Source organism: Methylocystis heyeri, from assembly GCF_004802635.2.
Classification (GTDB): Bacteria; Pseudomonadota; Alphaproteobacteria; order Rhizobiales; family Beijerinckiaceae; genus Methylocystis; species Methylocystis heyeri.
Window position 1 is genome coordinate 119,376 of the sequence record NZ_CP046052.1, and the last position, 16,741, is coordinate 136,116.

Sequence of the window (16,741 nt, forward strand, 5' to 3'; positions counted from 1 at the left end):
GAAGAAGAGCACTGATCCGCTGCAACTCCGGGGCCCGCGGGTCCGCATGAACGTCGGGCGGCGTTGGTAGGACGTATTTTCGCCGCTTAAACGCCACAATTCAGCCCAAGTTTGATTTTTACTGGTCGCGGCGCAGTGCAGCAGCCAATGCGCGAAACGTCAGTGCGTTTTATCGTGAGATCTGCGCAGCGAAAGCCGCTTCATGGCGACCCTGGTCATCCCTGAACACCATCGCCTGCGCGCGAAAGCCGAGTTCCTCATCCCCGTCAGCGATCGCATTTTTGAAATTTCGACCTTCGCCAGCCGTTCGCCCAACTCGATCCCGCCCTATCGAGGACGTCGCCTCACGGGGGTGCTATTACGAATGTCGAAGGTTTACGTGGGCAATCCCGACAGTCTCGCACCGCATCAGGCGGCCTGGCGCCGGCACGCCGCGAATGCTTGATATCTACAAGGCGTTTCGCCGTCGCGCTCTTGACGATGGCGGCGGGGTCGTCTTCGGCGACGCGGGGGATCGGCTTTCGCTGGGAGAGGCGTTGCGCCGCGGGGAACCCGCCCGTTACGAGGCTCGGCGTCGCCGGATCTGCCGCGCGCCGTTTCCGATGGCGCGTCTGCTGCTCGTGATGGACTATCGTGAAAACCTGCGGAAGGTCGCCTTGGCTGCGCTCGCGTCGCAGCTGCGGAGCCCCGCATCATGATCTGGCTCGCGATGAGGCTCGTCTTCCATAACCGCGCGCGTCTGATCGTGACGCTGTTTGGAGTCGTGTTCTCGGCCTATCTGACGCTCACTGAAACGGCGCTCTATATCGGCATGATGGAAAATGCGACCTCGATCATCCGTCACGCCGGCGCGGATATATGGGTGGCCGCCAAGGGCGTTCAGAATTTCGATTTCACCAAGCCCTTCCCCGACGACCGCGTGAAGATGCTGGAGGGCAGCCGGGAGCTGGTCTGGGCCAAGCCGATCAGCTTGAGCTGGGGCTTTCTCAAATTGCGGAACGGGGCGCAGGAGCTCGTCGAGATCATCGGCTACGACCCCTCGGCTCCCGTGGGCGGCCCTTGGGAAATGGCCAGCGGCTCCGAGAGCGACGTCGGCGACGACAAGATGATCGTCGACGAAAGCGCGGCGCAACGGCTCGGCGAATTGCGGCTCGGCGCGACCTGGGAGGTCAACGACCGCCCGCTCCAAATCATCGGGCTTTCGCGCGGGGCCAAAACCTTCACGACTGCGCCGATCGTCTTCACCTCCTATGCTTTGGCGCAGGAGATGACCCCGGACATTTCGCGGCGCTCCGTTGCGGCCTACATCGCGATCCGGTTGCGCAATCCGAAAGACGCCGAGCGTATCGCAGCGTCGCTCCGCCGACTGCTGAAGGACAATGAAGTTCTGACGACCTGGGCCTTCGTCGAGAGGACCGTGCTCTATTGGACGATTCAGACGGGGATGGGAGCGGCTTTTTGCCTGACCGCCTTGCTCGGCCTCGTCGTCGGAGCCGGGATGATCGGCCAGACCGTTTTCGCCAACACCATGGAGCATCTCGGCGAATTTGCGACTCTGAAGGCCATGGGCGCCTCGCGGGGCGATCTCAATACGATCATTCTCGCCCAGGCCGGCGTCGACGCCGCACTGGGCTTCGCCATCGCCGCGCTGCTGGCGCTTTTGAGCAGGGAGCGGCTGGAGACGATGGGAGTCGCGCTGGCTATTAGCCCCACGCTCCTCGCCGGCCAGTTTTGCGTGACGCTCGTCACTGCGCTCGCCGCCGCCTATCTCTCGATCCGCCGCGTGCAGAAGCTCGATCCTGCGACGATCTTCAGGAGCCAGTGATGAAGCCCTTGCTCGAAGCGCGCGCGCTCACCAAGCATTACCAGCAGGGAAGCGTCACGGTCGCCGCCGTCGAGAACGTCTCTCTCGCGGCGCCGGGCGGCGAAGTCACGCTGCTCATCGGCCCTTCGGGTTCCGGCAAATCGACGCTGCTCTCGATGCTCGGCGGCATATTGCGTCCGACGTCCGGCGCGATTCTCCTCGGCGGGCACGAGGTCGGCAATCTTTCCGATCGCGAGTTGCCGCCAATCCGCCGCCGATGTTTCGGTTTCGTGTTTCAATCCTTCAACCTGTTTCCTTTCTTGACGGCGCGGGAAAATGTCGAGACGGCGCTGCGCCTGCGGAAAGTTCCAGCGCCGCTGCGCGAGCGGCGAAGCGCCGAGCTTCTCGAGTACTGCAATCTCGCCGAGCGAATGGATTTTTACCCGGCGAGTCTCAGCGACGGCGAGAAGCAGAGGGTGGCGATCGCCCGAGCGCTCGCCGGCGATCCTTTCATCTTGCTGGCCGACGAGCCGACGGCCCGTCTCGACTCTGCAAGCGGCGAGGCGATCCTCGAAATGCTGCGAGGCTTCGCCAGGCGGCGCGGAAAAGCCGTCATCATGGCGAGCCACGACCCGAAAGCCCGCAGCTTCGCCGATCAGGTCTACAGTCTGGCGGATGGCCGGATAGAGGCCCTGGAGCGCATTCCGCAAAAGTAGGCATGCTTTTGCGACAAGAATGCGCTCGGACGCTGTGAATGGAGCGCATTCCGCAAAAGTAGGCATGCTTTTGCGACAAGAATGCGCTCGGACGCTGTGAATGGAGCGCATTCCGCAAAAGTAGGCATGCTTTTGCGACAAGAATGCGCTCGGACGCTGTGAATGGAGCGCATTCCGCAAAAGTAGACATGCTTTTGCGACAGGAATGCGCTCCAACATATTACCCGGAGCGATTTCGCCATGAGCGGGACGGCCTTGGCGTCGCCCGCCACGCAGGAGAGGGCAGTTCATGCTTCAAATCCACCACCGTGACGCCGGCGGCGACATCGCCAGCCTTGCCGCCGCCTGCGCGGTCGCGGCGCTGGCGGCGGTCGCTCTGGAGGCGGCTTTCGCCCCGGCGGTCATGCTGGGCGCGGCGGCGGCGCTCGCCCCCCGTCGGCTCGCCCGGCTTCGCCGGCGCCAGCGCGCCCCGGCGCCCGCCCTCGCCAGGGCTCCGTCAGTCTCCATCGGAAGTACGCCGGATTCCGTCGAGACAGGGCAGGCGCCGCAGTTTTCCTTCGCGGGGCTGAAGTTCGGGCGCTCGGCGATGAAGACGGTTACGTTCCGCGTGATCGCCTCCGGACTCGATTTCGGTTGGAATTATTTCCTGCTCGGCGAAGTCGCGACGGCGGCGGGATTGTCGGCTGTCTCGCTCGGCGCCGCCCCCCTGTTCTATTTTTTGCATGAGACGGCCTGGAACCACTTCCGCTCGGACCAGCGCGCGAGCGCTCGGATCGAGGCGACAGGGACGCAGGTTCCCGTCACGCGCGCCATGGCGAAGACCATCACTTACCGCACCTTTGCGACGATCTCCGAATTCGGAACCAATTTCGCGGTGGTTCGGGACGTTGGGCTCGCGGCGGAACTGTCCGCATTCGGCTTCTTCGCGGGGCCTTTTGTCTATCTCGCGCATGAAAAGGCCTGGGATTACTATGGCAAGGCGAAGCCCGAGGCCGGCGCTGCGCCGCCGCCGGCTCCGCGACTCCTCACCGCTCCGTGACAGGGCGGACCGCCGGCTTTTTCGGGTGCGGCGACGTTTTGATCTTTTTTCGTCGCGAAGGCGCGGCGCGGAGCGGGCGAAGATCGGCGCGGATTTCCGCATAGCGGATGCGGACGGTCTCGGCGCCGTAGCGCCGCTCGAGCCGGCGCACGATGAAATGCGCCTGTGCGAGATTTTGAAATTGGCGCATGAACAGCGCGTTCATGGCGCCGCCTGTAACCGCGCCGATGACCGGGATCGCGCCCGCGAGGGCGCGCTCGGACAAAGAGGCGCCGAACCGGCCGATCAGCTCAGCCGCCACGCGGACGAGAAGCGGCGGAAAGACGGCGCTCGAGACGCCGCGTTCGACGACCGAATGCGTCGCGTTTTGCGCAAGACGCGCGAGCCGCGTGCGCGTCGCGAAATAACCGGGGTTCGCATCCGCCGCGCCGCCGCGCGCGCCGAGCGCGAAGACTTCGAGGCAGGCGATGCGCGCTTCCGTCGTGGTCAGATCCTCGCCGGACTGGCGGGCGATATCCGCGATCTGGCGCAGGATGAGCAGGGTGATCACCGGCAGTTCGATCAATACGCCGGGCCCGCCGAGCGCGCCGCCGATCCCGCCGGAGAGGCCCGCGAGCAGCAGGCCCATGGCCGGGCGCAGCGGCCGTCTCGCCGTATCGGCGCGCGGCGCCCTGGCGACGAAAGCCAGACAACGGAGCGCCGCCCGCTCGATGGCGCGGTCGATGCGGCGCTTGAGGGGCTTCGGCAGCCGCGCCAGCGCGCGGTCGAGATCGCGACCGGAAGTCTTCGGGCCGGCGCCGGCGAGATTGCCTTGTTCGAGACGTCGTACTGCGCGCTTCAGCTCGGCAAGGTCGTCCTTCAGCATCGCCGGCGCGGCGCGTTATCGCCTGAACATCAGCGGGCGGACGGCGTTCAGGCTGGCGATGATCGCCGAGCCGTTGCTGATGAGGGCTGTTACAGACGGGCTTACGAGGCCGCTCGGCAGCGCGAGTCCCAGCGCCAGCGTGTTCATGCCGATGACGATGCCGTAATTCTGCTTGATGAGGCTGATGGCGCCGCGCGACACTTCGATCGCTTCGACCAGCTTGTCGAGCGAATCCTCCATGAGCATGACGTCTGCGGTTTCATGGGTGACTTCGGCGCCGTGCTTCATTGAAATGCCGACGTCGGCGAAGCTGAGGGCAGGGGAGTCGTTGATGCCGTCGCCGATCATCGCGACGACTCGGCCCTCATTCTGCAACAGCTGCACGACATCGGCCTTGTCTGTCGGCAGCATGTCGGCGACGAAGCGGCTGAGCCCGAGCCGTTCGCTCACCGCGCGCGCGACCACGGCGTTGTCGCCCGTGAGCATCACCGTGTCGCGCACGCCCAGCGCGTGCAGGCGCCTGATGCAGCCGTAGCTCTCCGGGCGGATCTGATCGGCGTAGGGAACGAGCGCCGCGAGCGCGCCGTCGATGGCGAGATGCAGGCAGGAATAGCCCGCCTCCTCGAGGCGCTGCTTGTCTCCCGCGGCGCGGTCGATCGCAATGCCGAGCTTGCGCATGTAGCGCTGATTGCCGACATGGATGAAACGGCCTTCGACGAAAGCTTCGACGCCCATGCCGACCGAATAGTTGGGCTCGTCGCAGACCGGCGCCGGCGCGCCGATCTGATCCGCACGGCGGCGCAGCGCTTCGGCGACCGGATGCTGCAGGCGGCTCTCGGCCGCCGCCGCAAGGCCGATCAGCGTGCGAGCGTCGATCGTGGACTGATAGGGCACGATGTCGATGACCTCCGGCGCGCCGCGCGTCAGCGTGCCGGTCTTGTCGAAGACGACGGTGTCGACCTCGGCGAGCCGCTCCATATGGCGCCCGCTCTTGATGATGATGCCGCTGCGCGCAGCCTGAGTCATCGTCGACAGCACGGCGGTCGGCGCGGCGACGCGAATGCCGGTGCCGTAATCGACGATGACGAGGGACAGGAAGCGGTTCAGATCCCCGGTGAGCAGCGCCGAGCCGGTCGCCGCAGCGAGCGTGGGAGCCACCAGCCGGTCGGCGAGCCGCTCGGCGTGGTTCTGCATGCGGGTGTCGCCTACGGGGGCGCTGTCGATCAGGCTGACGATCCTTCCGGCCGTGGTGTCGCGCCCGACGGCGCGGGCCCGGATCGTAATGCGCCCCTCTCGAATCACGGTCGCGGCGAACGCCGCCTCGCCGACGCTGCGCATCACCGGCAGTCCTTCGCCGGTGATGGTCTTCTGGTCGATGAGCGCTTCTCCCTCGATGATTTCGCCGTCGACGGGGATCATCTCGCCCGGGAACACCACGACTTCATCGCCGGGTTCGAGGTCGTCGGAGGAGATCGAGACCACCGAACCGTTGCGCATCACCCAGGCGGTCTTGTTGCGGAATTCGAGCAGGTCGCCGATGGCGCGTTTCGACCCTGCCGCGGTGAGGTCCCTGATCCAGTCGCCGAGCTTGATCAGCCAGGTGATCAGCGCAGCGGCGACGAAATTGCCCTGCGCCATGGAAGCCCCGATGGCGAGCGTGTCGAGAAAGTCCACGTTGAGGCGGCGCTCGCGCGCCAGGACGCGCCAGGCGCGCAGGGCGATGGGATAGGCGTTCCAAAGCATGAAGGGGAGGTTGACCGCGCGCAGCAGCGGCGACGCCGAGAAGGCGAGGGCGAGCGACAGCGTCGGGAGCGCGAGCGGAAACCGGCGCTCCGTCTCCGGCGCCTTGGCCGGCAGCAACTCTTGCGCCTCGTGCCGACCCGTTTCGCCGCCCCCGGCCGAGGCGACCAGGGCCGCGAGATCCGCGAGCGTCATCAGCTTCAACCGGCCGAACAGGAAGCGAAAGGCCTGTTCGTGGACGGGATCGAAATGGATCACGACGCTGGCGCAGTCGAAATTGATGCGCACGCTTCTGACGCCTTCCTGACGCGAGAGCCAGTTCGAGGCGCTTTCGGCCAGCGTGCGGTCGCGGCAAAGCGCCGGCGCACTGAGGCGCACGCGCCCTTTCATGAAATGACGAACGGCGATCTGCATCGGGTCCTTCCTGTGCGACAGACGCCGTCCGGCGTTAAAACGAAAGCCTAGAGCGCGTTCATGTTTCCATGAAACATGAACGCGCTCTAGGCCTCGGCCTGTCCCGCCAATGGCGCGCGCGGCGCGTGCAATTCGAGGAAATGGTTGAAGGTGAACACCGACAAGGTCAGCCATACCGGCGTCGCGGCGTTCGCGCCGAGCTCGAGAACGGTGAGACCGATCAGCCCTGCAGCAAGAACGATCTTGAGGTCGACCGTATTGTGGCTGCAGACCTTGATCTCGCGATCGAGCTTTTTCATGAAATCGACGACGGCGCGGGCCGACTCGGATCTCTCGGCCAGAAACTCGGCTTCGTTCTGGATCTTGCGCGTCAGCTCGTCGAATTCCGAGCCGAACATCTTGGAGTGGTCGCGCGTTCCCATGCTGCGCATCAGATGGTCGTTCATGCTGACCTGATAGCGCTCGTCATAGTGGAGCACGACGCTGCCGGTGACGGGATTGGCGGTTACCTGCTTAATTCCCGGAATGGCGCGGAATGTGGCGGCGATGTCGTTCAGCAGCTCCTCGTCGCCCTTGGCGCCCGATATCTTCATGCGCACCCGGCCGGCGGTCTGATGCGCGATCCGCATCTTAGGCTTGCGGCCCTTTTTCTTCTTGGTTTTGCCGGCCTTTCTGCCCTCTCCCTCGGCAAGGGGCGGGGCGGCGGCTTCGGCCGGGGGCGGAGCGACGGCTTCCGTGTTCTCCGTGTCGTCGGCGAGCGACGCGTCGAAGCTCGGATAGCTCCAATAGCTGAATTGCGCATCCGCGGGCGCATCGCCCGTGCGCGCCTCGGCGCCCGACGCGCCGACGATCCTTTGATAGGCGGATACCGCCTCGGGCGCCGTTTGGTGGGTTCCGGCGGGCGCCGGCGGAACGGCCTCGGCGCCTGTGGCGGGCGCAGGCGACGCACTCTCGGCGCCGGGAGCCGACTCGTTGCGCGGCGCGGCGGCGATCCTGAGAAAGGCCGCCGTCGCCGCCGCTTTGTCCGGGGTCGCTGCTTTGTCCGGGGTCGCTGCTTCGGACGCCGGAGACGGCTTCGGCGCCTCCGGCGGCGTATTTTCGTCGGACATCAGGCCTTGCGCTCCGAGGTCTCAGAACGGCCGCTCTCGGCCTCAACCTCGGCGACGATATCGCCGACATGCTCTTGCGCTTCGGCGACGAATTCGCGCGTCTTCTGCGACGCCTTGTAAACGCCGCGCACGGTCGAGCGGAAGATCGGAGCCAGCGCGGAGCTCAGGCGCGGGAAATATTTCGGCGCCGCCACCGCCGCGACGCCGAGCGCTACGCCCGGCAGCAGAGCGGCTTCCATCACAACGACGCCAACTCCCACCACGCCGATGGTGGCGATCGTCGCGAGAGTGGTGGAGTCGATAGCCGCCAGATCCTCTTCGTCGTGTTCGGCGACGTCGGCGTCGTGCTCCTCGGCGGAATGGCGCCGATCATCGTGACTGTGCGTGTCATATGCCATGTGAGTCTCTTTCATATTGCGCCGTCGAGGCGGTTGTTCCGAGTTCGCCGCAACGGCGGCAAGCGCGGCGCCTGGGCTTGCCTGCGACCGCAAAAGCAAGCTCAGTAAATGCGAGGCACATATATTTCTTCCGGGATGGCCTCGCGAATATAGTCGGGGTTGTGCACCCGCGGCGGCAGTTCGACCGGGGGCCTCTCGATCTCCTGATAGGGAAACTGGCTCAGCAGGTGGCTGATGCAGTTGAGGCGCGCACGCTTCTTATCGTCGGCTTCGACCACCCACCACGGCGCCTCGGGGATATGCGTGCGCTCCAGCATCGCCTCTTTGGCCTTCGTATAAGCCTCCCAGCGGATGCGCGACTGAAGATCCATGGGGCTGAGCTTCCATTGCTTCAACGGATCGTGGATGCGCATCTGGAAGCGGAAATGCTGTTCTTCGTCGGAGATCGAAAACCAGTATTTGATCAGGGTGACGCCGGAGCGCACGATCATGCGCTCGAACTCCGGCACGCTGCGGAAGAATTCCTCGACCTCGGCCTCGGAACAAAAACCCATGACCCGCTCGACGCCGGCGCGGTTGTACCAGGAGCGGTCGAACAGGACGAGTTCGCCGGCGGCCGGCAGATGCGGCGTATAGCGCTGGAAATACCACTGGGTCTTCTCGCGCTCGCTGGGCGCGGGCAGCGCGACGACGCGGCAGACGCGAGGATTGAGCCGCTGCGTCACTCGCTTGATGACGCCGCCCTTGCCGGCGGAATCGCGACCCTCGAAAATGACGACGGCTTTTTTCTTATTGGTTGCGATCCAGTCCTGCAGCTTCACCAATTCGCGCTGCAGCCGGAACAGCTCCTTGAAATAGAGGCTGCGATTGAGGCTCTCGGTCTCCGGATGGTCGGAGGCGCGATCCAGCAGGGCGGCGAGGCGCTGGTCGTCGATTTCCTCTTCCAGCTCTTCGTCGAAACTGTCGAGCATATCCGCGCGAATGCGCTCGGCAGTCGCGGCTCCCGATACGTGATCGTCCGAGGCCATTGTGGAAGGAACTCCCTGCACTTGCAAATCAGCGGTTCAAAGCGCCGGGGTATTGCGTCGGTTGGGCCGGACCCCTCTTTCGAAGCCGCCATTGGGGGCGCAACGAAGCGATCCGAAAGGTCCGCTCGGCTCTCACGCTGAACCGACGCCCGCCAAACACACGCCTTTAACCCGGCTTTTCCGAGCATTAGATTGGAAATTCTTCAGTTTTGTGACAGAAGCCTCCGGACTTTCGCGCATAAGGCGCGTCCCGGCGCCTCGACCAGCGGCGCGCGAGCGCCTTTCGCCCGGCCTCGAAGCCCAGGCTTTTCGAGAAAGCCGAAATGCGATCGCAGCTTGGGCCGCGGCGCCGCGCTACGCTTCGGCTTCCTGCCGCCCAAGGCTCAGCGCCGCTTTTTTCTTGTCCAGGGCGACGCAGGTTTCAGCCAGTACGCCGGTCATCCGCGCAATCAGATCCGGCCCCACGCCGTCCGGCTCGAGGTTGGCGCGGCGCTCCAGTTCCGCGGCCATGGCCGCTGCGGCGCCGGCGCCGATATTCAGGCTCATCGATTTGATCGCATGAGCGACGCGGCCGACTTCCGCAATGTCCATTCTCTCGAAAGCAGCCTCCATTTTAGCCGCGGATTTCGGCGCTTGTTCAACAAAAATGCCGAACACCTTCTCCATGAAGGCGGTCGATCCACGGGGGCCGGTCGAAGCGAGGTCTCGCAGAACCTTTTCGTCGAGCAGAGGGGTGGAGGAGGGGCGGGGCGGCGCCTGGGGCGCTGCGGGCGCCGTAGCTTCCGGCCCGATGACGTTCTCGGTCGGGGCGAAGAACAGCCCCAGGCAGGCGGCGAGCGAACTCACGGTGAACGGTTTGTGCAACACCGCATCCATGCCGGCGTCGCGCCAGGCGTCGGCGGCTCCGCCGATAACATGCGCGGTGACGGCCACGATCGGCGTCCTGCGGCGTCCTTGTTCGGACTCGGCCGCACGAATGCGGCGCGTAGCCTCGAAACCGTCGAGCTCCGGCATGCTGACGTCCATGAGCACGACGTCGAATTCCTGCCCGAGCGCGGCCTGCACGGCCTCCAGCCCGTTTTCGACGGTCGTCGGAATGGCTTCCAGCCGCGTGAGCGCCTCGATGGCGACCTCGCGATTGACGGCGCCGTCGTCGGCCACGAGCGCGCGCAGATTGGGAAAAACAGAAAACCGGCCGCGAAGGGCGCTCTCCGGAGCGGCCAATCCGGCGAGCGGAGAACCGGTTTCGATCGCAAGAAGCAGTCCGAAGATTTCCGAGCGCTGCAGGGGCCGGGAGAGCACGGCGTCGGCGCGCCCTTCCCTCACCCGGCGATGCGACGACGGATCGCCCAGCGCCGCCATGCAGACGATCCGGGCGCCCCTTTCGCTACGAGACGCGGGAACGCGATCCGGATCGACGATCATCAAAGCGGTCTCGGGCGGCGCCGCGCCGTCCCGGGCCGACAAAACCCTGTATCCCGCTGCGCGAAGGTAGCGGCGCAGGGCCTCCAGCGTCGCTTCGCCCCTGACATCGAGAAACGCCAGGGGTTCATCCGCCCTGTCTCCTGCCGCGCCGGGCCAGGGCGGCGGCGGAACGCGATCTTCCGCCGGGATCGAAAAGGCGAATCTGGACCCCTTGCCCAATTCGCTTTCGACGGTCAATTCGCCGCCCATCGCCTTGATCAGTCGCCGGCTGATGGCGAGGCCGAGGCCGGTGCCTCCGAACCGCCGCGTCGTCGATTGATCGGCCTGCGTGAAGGCTCCGAATATTTCCCCGAGCTTGTCCTTGGGGATGCCTATTCCCGTGTCGCTGACCGCAAAAGCGATGCGCGAGGGGTCGCCGGGGTCCGGTCCGACCTCCAGGCTCACCGAACCCCGATCGCTGAATTTCAGCGCGTTGTTGACGAGATTGCCGATCACCTGATTGATCCGCACCGGGTCTCCGGCGATGCGGGACGGGGTCGCGGGAGAAACGAAGCCGGCGAGATCGAGGCCCTTCTCGCTGGCGCGGCCGCCAAAAAGGCAGGTCACGTCGCTTGCGAGCTCTTCCGGGTCGAGCGCAATCCGCTCCAGTTCCAACTTGCCGGATTCGATCTTCGAAAAATCGAGGATGTCGTTGATGATGGCGAGCAGGCTCTGGCCCGATTTCGAGATCACTTCGGCATAGCGGCGCTGCCTTTGCGGAATATCCGCCGCGGCCAGCAGCTCCGCCATCGCCATCACGCCGTTCATCGGCGTGCGGATTTCATGGCTCATCGTAGCGAGGAAATCCGACTTCGCCGCATTAGCGGCTTCGGCCGCATCCTTGGCGGCGCGATAATCCTGCGTCCGATCGGCCACCTCTTTTTCCAGATTGCGGCGATGGGCCTCGAGCCGCTGGTCGCGGGTCTGGATTTCCTCGAGCATGGTGTTGAAGCTGTCGATCAACACTCCGACTTCATCGTTGCTTTTGGCTTCGACGCGCGCATCATACGCGTGAGCCGAGCGGATCCGCCAGATGGTGTCGCTCAGTTCGCGAAGAGGTCTGGTGAGCCCGCGCTGCAGGCGCGCCGCGACGAAGAGACCCAGGATCAGCGCGAACAGACCGCCGAGCATCGCGCCCCGCAGGGAGGACCACAACTGATCGGCAAGATCCGACGTGTCCGCCACCAGTATGAAGCGACCCACATCGAGCCCGCCGCTTACGATCGGGGCGTCGACCTCTATCGAATGCGACGACAGCAGGCTCAAAGGCGGGATGCGCTCATCCCCGTCGGCCCGAATGCGCAGGTCGTCGTCGAGCTGCGTCGCTCCCCCGAGAACCGCGAGCGTGTGTCCCGGCGCGATATCTATGCGCGCATATCTGAAATCCGGCATTCGGGCGATCGCCTTCATCGCCTGATAGGCGGAGCCGGCGTTCCGGGCGGCGACCGCCGGAGCGGAGGCGGAGGCGAAGATCTGGGCGGCCCCGACCAGCATCTTTGTCCTGGTCTCCGCGTAGCGGGACAATTCCTGCCACAGCGAGACGCCGCTCAGCGCCACGGAGGCGAGCGCCACGGCGATCGTGACCAGGATCGCGAGCTTCCGGGCTATGGATGTCGGGGGCGCCGATCTCGACGCGGTCGGATGTTTTGTTCCGGGAGGCCGCTTCATGACGCGTTTTTATCTCGGTTGCCTTGAGAAGACCTCGGCTGGAGCTTTGCGACCGCAGCGGTCGACGGCGACCGTCGGCGGCTACTTCGACAGATAAGGATATCCGACGTCCAGCCCGCCGGGCACGGGCACGTTGGTGAGATGGTAGTTCGAGTTGAGCACGAGATTGGGACCGCCATAAAGCTGCATCTTGTTGGCCACGATGATCGTGAAGGCGGATTGTTGAGCGACGTAGTTGTTGGTGTCGATGACGAGAGTGCCTTTCGGCGTATAGATCGTGCCGAGCAGAAGCGGCGCATTGTTGCTCAATATCTGATGAGCGCCTCCCGCCGGGGCCGAAGGATCCTCGAACAGCAGCATTCCCGCCATGACGCCGCTCTGGGGCGCCGTCATGCTGATCGAAGTAGAGGCGTCGAATTGAAAATTGGCGCCGGCGCCATGCAGGAAGACTCCCGCGCTTTGGGCCGTGAAAGTCGAGCCGTTGTCGACGAGGAGCGGTCCAGCCTTCATGATATAGACGCCGGGCGTCAGCGTCACATTCGCGCCGCCTGTCACATGCAGCCCGCCGCAGTAAACTCCGGGCAAGAGGGCGACGGTGCCGCTGCTGACGACCTCGTTGTTGTAATTGCAGGGCCCGATCGCCGGCGCCGGGCGGCTCGCCAGGGGGTCTGGCAACACAGGGCAGTCGGTCAGGGGATCGGGAGAATAATTGACCTTGTTTCCGACCTTGCCGCCCGCGGAGCAGATCGACGCCGCGGTGAGAACCGAATTGCCGGCCCCCGACAAGCCCTGAGGGTTTGTCGAATTGGACTGGACTGCGCAGAATTGAGCCGTCACTCTCGCATTGGCTTCGAGGTGGATAGTGCCGGGCGCCTGTTGGTTGAGACCGAGCGCGCAGATGGGGAATCCCGAAGCGGTCGCGACCGCGCGGGCGCCGATATTGACCGGGATATGCAGGAACTGGGTGCGGTAAACCGCCGTAGCCGCGACCTGCAAAGACGAATTGTTGTTGAGCAGCGCGACGTCGGTGGCTGCGGACGCGAGCTGCGGGCCGGATCGCGACAGCGCCGCCTGAAGATAGTTTTTGGCGATGGAAGTCACGACGTCGCTCGAGCCGACTTGCGCGAGGTGCAATTCCCGCGCGGCGCGCAGGGCGCTCGAATCGACCATCGCCTGAAGCTGCGATTTCTGCCGGGCCAACATTGCGTAATCGAGCGCGACGCCGATCGTGGCCATCAAAGGCAGAACGGCCAACGCAAATATGATCGCGACGCCGCCCTGGCGGCGTCGACCGAATGCCCTGATCTGAAAAAACAGCGGCTTCAAGGGGCGGCTTTCCTCATTTCCAATCAGAAAAGCGAAGCGCGCAAACACGCGCGCCCGCGAACCATCAGCTGAAATTGGCGGCCAGCTTCGGCTGCGGAGGGAGGCGAGTTACGGATTCGAGCGCGCGCGCAGCCGGCAGCCGGATTTCGACAGTCTCGAAGTCTTCGGCGCATTGCGTCTCTTTGAGCGAACCGTCATGAAGTTCCGCGATCCGTCCTGCGAACGGCGCCCCGAGGCCGTGAACGAGACGCACATTCTGCGGAGAAGCGGACGCGGCCGTATCGACCTCGCGGGCGCTCCGGGAGCGAATGGAGAACAATACGTCTCCCGTCGTATCCCGCTTCAGGGTGAAAACCACCGTCTCGGAGTCGCCCGCCCGAAGACAGGCGTTCTCGATCAGATGAGTGAGCGCGCGCGCCAGCCAGTGCCGGTCGCACAACAGATAGAAATCCTCGGCCGGCTTATTGACGACCACGGGCGTCTTCGACTGTGTGTCGCTCATGTAAAAACCGGCGAGGGCGGCGTCCATGACGCTGGAGGCGAGATATTCGTCGAAAGCGAGTTTGGCGTCGGAGGAGCTGAGCTGGGCGTATTGGATCAGATCCAGCAGGCTGCTCTGGAGATGATTGGCCGATGCGCCGATCTGCTGCGCGTAGGAGATGTAGCTCTTGAGCGAAATCGGGCCGTCTATCTGCTGTGCGATGCAGTTGGCGAAACCTATTATGGTGCTGATCGGCGCCCGCATTTCCATTCGTATCAGCGAAAGCATGTTGCTCGTCAGCTGCGACAATTCCTCCACGCGGCGGCGTTCGCGCAACAGCTCGGCTTCCATGTTCGTGGTGCGCAGGACATATTTCAGCGAGTAGCTCAACTTGCGCCAGTTGATGGGCTTGGTGATGAAGGAGTTGGCGCCGAGGCGAAACGCCCGATCGATCGAGGCGACGTCTTCGCGACCCGTCAACATCACCACGGGCAGCTGGGCGAAACGCGGATCGGCGCGCAGCTTTTCGAGCAGGCCGAAGCCGTCGAGCCCGGGCATTTCTATGTCGAGCAGCGCGAGATCGAAATCTTCAGTCGTGAGTCTGTTCCAGCCCTCGAGGCCATCAGCCGCGGACTCTACGGTGGTCTGGGGGGTAGCCAGGTGAACCTTCGCGAATTCGACCAGAATGGGATCGTCGTCGACGATCAGAATCCGCGCTTTGTCTTCCAGTACGAAGGTCCATGAGTCCATAATGATGAAGCCTGAGCAAGACTGGTTATCAGGCAATGTTCTAAAAAGACACATTTTAAGATAGAGTTATATCGATCGATGACTCATGCGGCGGGATTGCGAAAAAACTTTTTTCGTATCAATGTGTTCCGCAGGAATTCATGAGGTATTGCGCCATTATGGCGCGCCGCCGCAGGCAGCGTTAACCACGTCTGATTTTTTGTCGCGTGATAACTGCTTGGAAAGCAACGGCGTCCACTGTTGAACGGCTTCTCGGTTCAAAGGGTTACGAATAGGTTATGGATAATGAAGGCGCTGATTTCATAGGCGGGGCGAAGACCCTGCTGCAGTCGGGCGTCGCCGCCATGGGCCTCACAGCGTTTGTGACGCTCCTGCTTCTGGTCGGAGAGTTGTTCTGGCCAGCGCAGGGGGAGCCATCCCGGGCGGCTGTGCTCCTCGGCGCGATATCGGGCGTGTGCCTGCTGTTTTATCTCGCCAGGAGCAAGGCTGCGCCGCGCGAGCGCGGCCCGGCCCTGGGCAGATTCCGCCATCGCTCCTCCTACGAAAGCCCCGCTGTCCCGGCGCCTGCGGGCCGCCAGGAATTCGAGCATCGACTCGCCGAGTTGAAGGTCAAGGCCCGCGCCGATCGTCAGCGGCTCGCCGTCGTCGTCATCAAGCTCGACGCTCTGACCGCCGTGGAAGAGAAGTTCCGGTCGGAGGTGAAGGAATATGTCGAACTGGCCGCCTCGCAAAGGCTGGAGACCTGTGTGCGCGCCGAGGATTGCGTGACGCGCATCGGCGATCAGAAGTTCGGGATCATTCTGCTCGAGGCGCCGGAGATTTCGGCCGTCGCCGATCTTACGGAGCGAATTCTGGAGGCGTTCAGCGTTCCGTTCCGCGTTTTGGGCCATACGCTCTCCGCGGCCGCCGGCGCCCGCGCAGGCATCGCCATCATGAACGACCTCGAAGGCGCCGACCAGGATTTGCTGGCCTGCGCCGAAGCGGCGCTCGCGCAGGCCGAGCGTCACGACCGGCTTCGTCTCTGCATATACAGCTCCGACATGGAGGAACGGCAAAAAGAGCGGCGTCAGTTGGAATTGGAGCTCGGCGACGAGATCCGCAACGGCGATGGCCTTTATCTGAGCTATCAGCCGAGCTTCGACCCCAGCGGGGAGGTCATGCTCGGCGTGGAGGCTTTATGCCGCTGGCGCCATCCCGTCCGGGGCGAAGTTCCCCCGACGATATTCATTCCCCTCGCCGAAAATTCCGGCTTGATTCATCTGCTGGGCGAATGGGTGTTGCGGAACGCCTGCCGCCAGGCGACGGAGTGGCCCGAGCTGAAGGTCGCGGTCAATGTTTCTCCTCAGCAGTTCAAGCGCATCGGCTTTGTCGATCTGGTGCGAAGGGTCCTGGGCGAAACGGGTCTCGATCCCAGGCAATTGGAGATCGAGCTCACGGAAAGCATTCTGGTCAACGACCTTCAGACCGCAGAGGCGCAACTCGCCGAACTGAAGAAAATCGGCGTGCGGCTGGCGCTCGACGATTTCGGCACCGGCTATTCCAGCCTGAGCTATCTGCTCGCCCTGCCGTTCGACCGTCTGAAAATCGACCGCAGTTTCGTGACCAGGGTTCAAAGCAGCGCGAGGGGAGCCGCCGTCGTGCATTCGATCATCAGCCTCGGCCGCGCTCTCGGCATGCAGGTGACGGCCGAGGGCGTCGATACGCCCGAACAGCATAAATTCCTGCGCGTCGCCGGCGTGCATGCGTTTCAGGGATATCTGTTCAGCCGCCCGGTCGAGGCCGGGGAGATCAGCGAGCGTCTTGCGGCGCAAAAAGCCGCGCGGCGCCCGTCATAGGGCCCACATGGCCCCTCGATAAACAACCGGAGGCTCCGTCGGCGGTCCGCCGGCCTAGAGCGCGTTCGGTTTAAACACAGTCGAACGTGCTCCAAACCTCATTG

General features: G+C 64.2%; 14 protein-coding genes. 6 read left to right on the plus strand and 8 right to left on the minus strand.

Annotated features, from left to right (window positions below):
• Nucleotides 1-202 precede the first annotated feature (202 nt).
• The 5 genes from H2LOC_RS00500 to H2LOC_RS00520 all read left to right on the plus strand — a co-directional run bounded on the left by H2LOC_RS00500 (nucleotide 203) and on the right by H2LOC_RS00520 (nucleotide 3,559).
• The gene (locus H2LOC_RS00500; protein ID WP_154331527.1) at nucleotides 203-445 is read left to right on the plus strand and encodes a hypothetical protein; all 243 of its coding nucleotides are present in this window, start codon (nucleotides 203-205) and stop codon (nucleotides 443-445) included.
• Nucleotides 438-698 (plus strand): hypothetical protein, encoded by a 261-nt coding sequence (locus H2LOC_RS00505; protein WP_154331528.1) that lies wholly within the window; start codon nucleotides 438-440, stop codon nucleotides 696-698. The genes H2LOC_RS00500 and H2LOC_RS00505 overlap by 8 nt, the downstream gene beginning before the upstream one ends.
• Nucleotides 695-1,825 (plus strand): ABC transporter permease, encoded by a 1,131-nt coding sequence (locus H2LOC_RS00510; RefSeq protein WP_136494610.1) that lies wholly within the window; start codon nucleotides 695-697, stop codon nucleotides 1,823-1,825. Before H2LOC_RS00505 ends, H2LOC_RS00510 begins: the two co-directional genes overlap by 4 nt.
• The gene (locus tag H2LOC_RS00515; protein WP_136494611.1) at nucleotides 1,825-2,520 is read left to right on the plus strand and encodes an ABC transporter ATP-binding protein; all 696 of its coding nucleotides are present in this window, start codon (nucleotides 1,825-1,827) and stop codon (nucleotides 2,518-2,520) included. Before H2LOC_RS00510 ends, H2LOC_RS00515 begins: the two co-directional genes overlap by 1 nt.
• A gap of 289 nt (nucleotides 2,521-2,809) precedes the next feature.
• Complete coding sequence (locus tag H2LOC_RS00520; protein ID WP_136494612.1) at nucleotides 2,810-3,559, plus strand: DUF2061 domain-containing protein; 750 nt, start codon at nucleotides 2,810-2,812, stop codon at nucleotides 3,557-3,559.
• Here the strand turns inward: H2LOC_RS00520 and H2LOC_RS00525 are convergent.
• From H2LOC_RS00525 to H2LOC_RS00560, 8 genes are all read right to left on the minus strand, one after another.
• Nucleotides 3,546-4,424, minus strand: coding sequence for an EcsC family protein (locus H2LOC_RS00525; protein ID WP_136494613.1), 879 nt, complete (start codon nucleotides 4,422-4,424; stop codon nucleotides 3,546-3,548). The genes H2LOC_RS00520 and H2LOC_RS00525 overlap by 14 nt on opposite strands.
• A 15-nt stretch (nucleotides 4,425-4,439) precedes the next feature.
• Nucleotides 4,440-6,578 carry a heavy metal translocating P-type ATPase gene (locus H2LOC_RS00530; RefSeq protein WP_136494614.1) on the minus strand — a complete coding sequence of 713 codons (2,139 nt, stop codon included), beginning with the start codon at nucleotides 6,576-6,578 and terminating at the stop codon, nucleotides 4,440-4,442.
• An 86-nt stretch (nucleotides 6,579-6,664) separates the two neighbouring features.
• Nucleotides 6,665-7,687, minus strand: coding sequence for an HMA2 domain-containing protein (locus H2LOC_RS00535; RefSeq protein WP_154331529.1), 1,023 nt, complete (start codon nucleotides 7,685-7,687; stop codon nucleotides 6,665-6,667).
• Nucleotides 7,687-8,085, minus strand: a complete 399-nt coding sequence (locus H2LOC_RS00540) for a DUF5132 domain-containing protein (RefSeq protein ID WP_202620506.1) — start codon at nucleotides 8,083-8,085, stop codon at nucleotides 7,687-7,689. Before H2LOC_RS00540 ends, H2LOC_RS00535 begins: the two co-directional genes overlap by 1 nt.
• A 101-nt stretch (nucleotides 8,086-8,186) precedes the next feature.
• Complete coding sequence (gene ppk2 / locus H2LOC_RS00545; RefSeq protein WP_136494616.1) at nucleotides 8,187-9,113, minus strand: polyphosphate kinase 2; 927 nt, start codon at nucleotides 9,111-9,113, stop codon at nucleotides 8,187-8,189.
• Nucleotides 9,114-9,467: 354 nt separating this feature from the next.
• A complete protein-coding gene (locus H2LOC_RS00550; RefSeq protein ID WP_154331530.1) occupies nucleotides 9,468-12,245 on the minus strand; it encodes an ATP-binding protein in 2,778 nt (925 codons plus the stop codon).
• A gap of 81 nt (nucleotides 12,246-12,326) precedes the next feature.
• On the minus strand, nucleotides 12,327-13,571 hold the full coding sequence (locus tag H2LOC_RS00555; protein WP_246206922.1) for a TadE/TadG family type IV pilus assembly protein: 1,245 nt from the start codon (nucleotides 13,569-13,571) through the stop codon (nucleotides 12,327-12,329).
• Between the two features lie 64 nt (nucleotides 13,572-13,635).
• Nucleotides 13,636-14,802, minus strand: a complete 1,167-nt coding sequence (locus H2LOC_RS00560; RefSeq protein WP_136494619.1) for a hybrid sensor histidine kinase/response regulator — start codon at nucleotides 14,800-14,802, stop codon at nucleotides 13,636-13,638.
• A gap of 278 nt (nucleotides 14,803-15,080) precedes the next feature.
• Here H2LOC_RS00560 and H2LOC_RS00565 point away from each other — a divergent pair, with 278 nt between their 5' ends.
• The gene (locus H2LOC_RS00565; protein ID WP_136494620.1) at nucleotides 15,081-16,637 is read left to right on the plus strand and encodes a putative bifunctional diguanylate cyclase/phosphodiesterase; all 1,557 of its coding nucleotides are present in this window, start codon (nucleotides 15,081-15,083) and stop codon (nucleotides 16,635-16,637) included.
• Nucleotides 16,638-16,741 lie beyond the last annotated feature (104 nt).

Excerpts from the sequence above, each read along its gene's own strand:
- H2LOC_RS00530 (WP_136494614.1), bottom strand. The coding sequence starts at position 6,578 with ATGCAGATCGCCGTTCGTCATTTCATGAAAGGGCGCGTGCGCCTCAGT.
- H2LOC_RS00525 (WP_136494613.1), bottom strand. The coding sequence starts at position 4,424 with ATGCTGAAGGACGACCTTGCCGAGCTGAAGCGCGCAGTACGACGTCTC.
- H2LOC_RS00520 (WP_136494612.1), top strand. The coding sequence starts at position 2,810 with ATGCTTCAAATCCACCACCGTGACGCCGGCGGCGACATCGCCAGCCTT.
- H2LOC_RS00535 (WP_154331529.1), bottom strand. The coding sequence starts at position 7,687 with ATGTCCGACGAAAATACGCCGCCGGAGGCGCCGAAGCCGTCTCCGGCG.
- H2LOC_RS00565 (WP_136494620.1), top strand. The coding sequence starts at position 15,081 with ATGGATAATGAAGGCGCTGATTTCATAGGCGGGGCGAAGACCCTGCTG.
- H2LOC_RS00550 (WP_154331530.1), bottom strand. The coding sequence starts at position 12,245 with ATGAAGCGGCCTCCCGGAACAAAACATCCGACCGCGTCGAGATCGGCG.
- ppk2 (WP_136494616.1), bottom strand. The coding sequence starts at position 9,113 with ATGGCCTCGGACGATCACGTATCGGGAGCCGCGACTGCCGAGCGCATT.
- H2LOC_RS00505 (WP_154331528.1), top strand. The coding sequence starts at position 438 with ATGCTTGATATCTACAAGGCGTTTCGCCGTCGCGCTCTTGACGATGGC.
- H2LOC_RS00515 (WP_136494611.1), top strand. The coding sequence starts at position 1,825 with ATGAAGCCCTTGCTCGAAGCGCGCGCGCTCACCAAGCATTACCAGCAG.
- H2LOC_RS00540 (WP_202620506.1), bottom strand. The coding sequence starts at position 8,085 with ATGGCATATGACACGCACAGTCACGATGATCGGCGCCATTCCGCCGAG.
- H2LOC_RS00560 (WP_136494619.1), bottom strand. The coding sequence starts at position 14,802 with ATGGACTCATGGACCTTCGTACTGGAAGACAAAGCGCGGATTCTGATC.
- H2LOC_RS00510 (WP_136494610.1), top strand. The coding sequence starts at position 695 with ATGATCTGGCTCGCGATGAGGCTCGTCTTCCATAACCGCGCGCGTCTG.
- H2LOC_RS00500 (WP_154331527.1), top strand. The coding sequence starts at position 203 with ATGGCGACCCTGGTCATCCCTGAACACCATCGCCTGCGCGCGAAAGCC.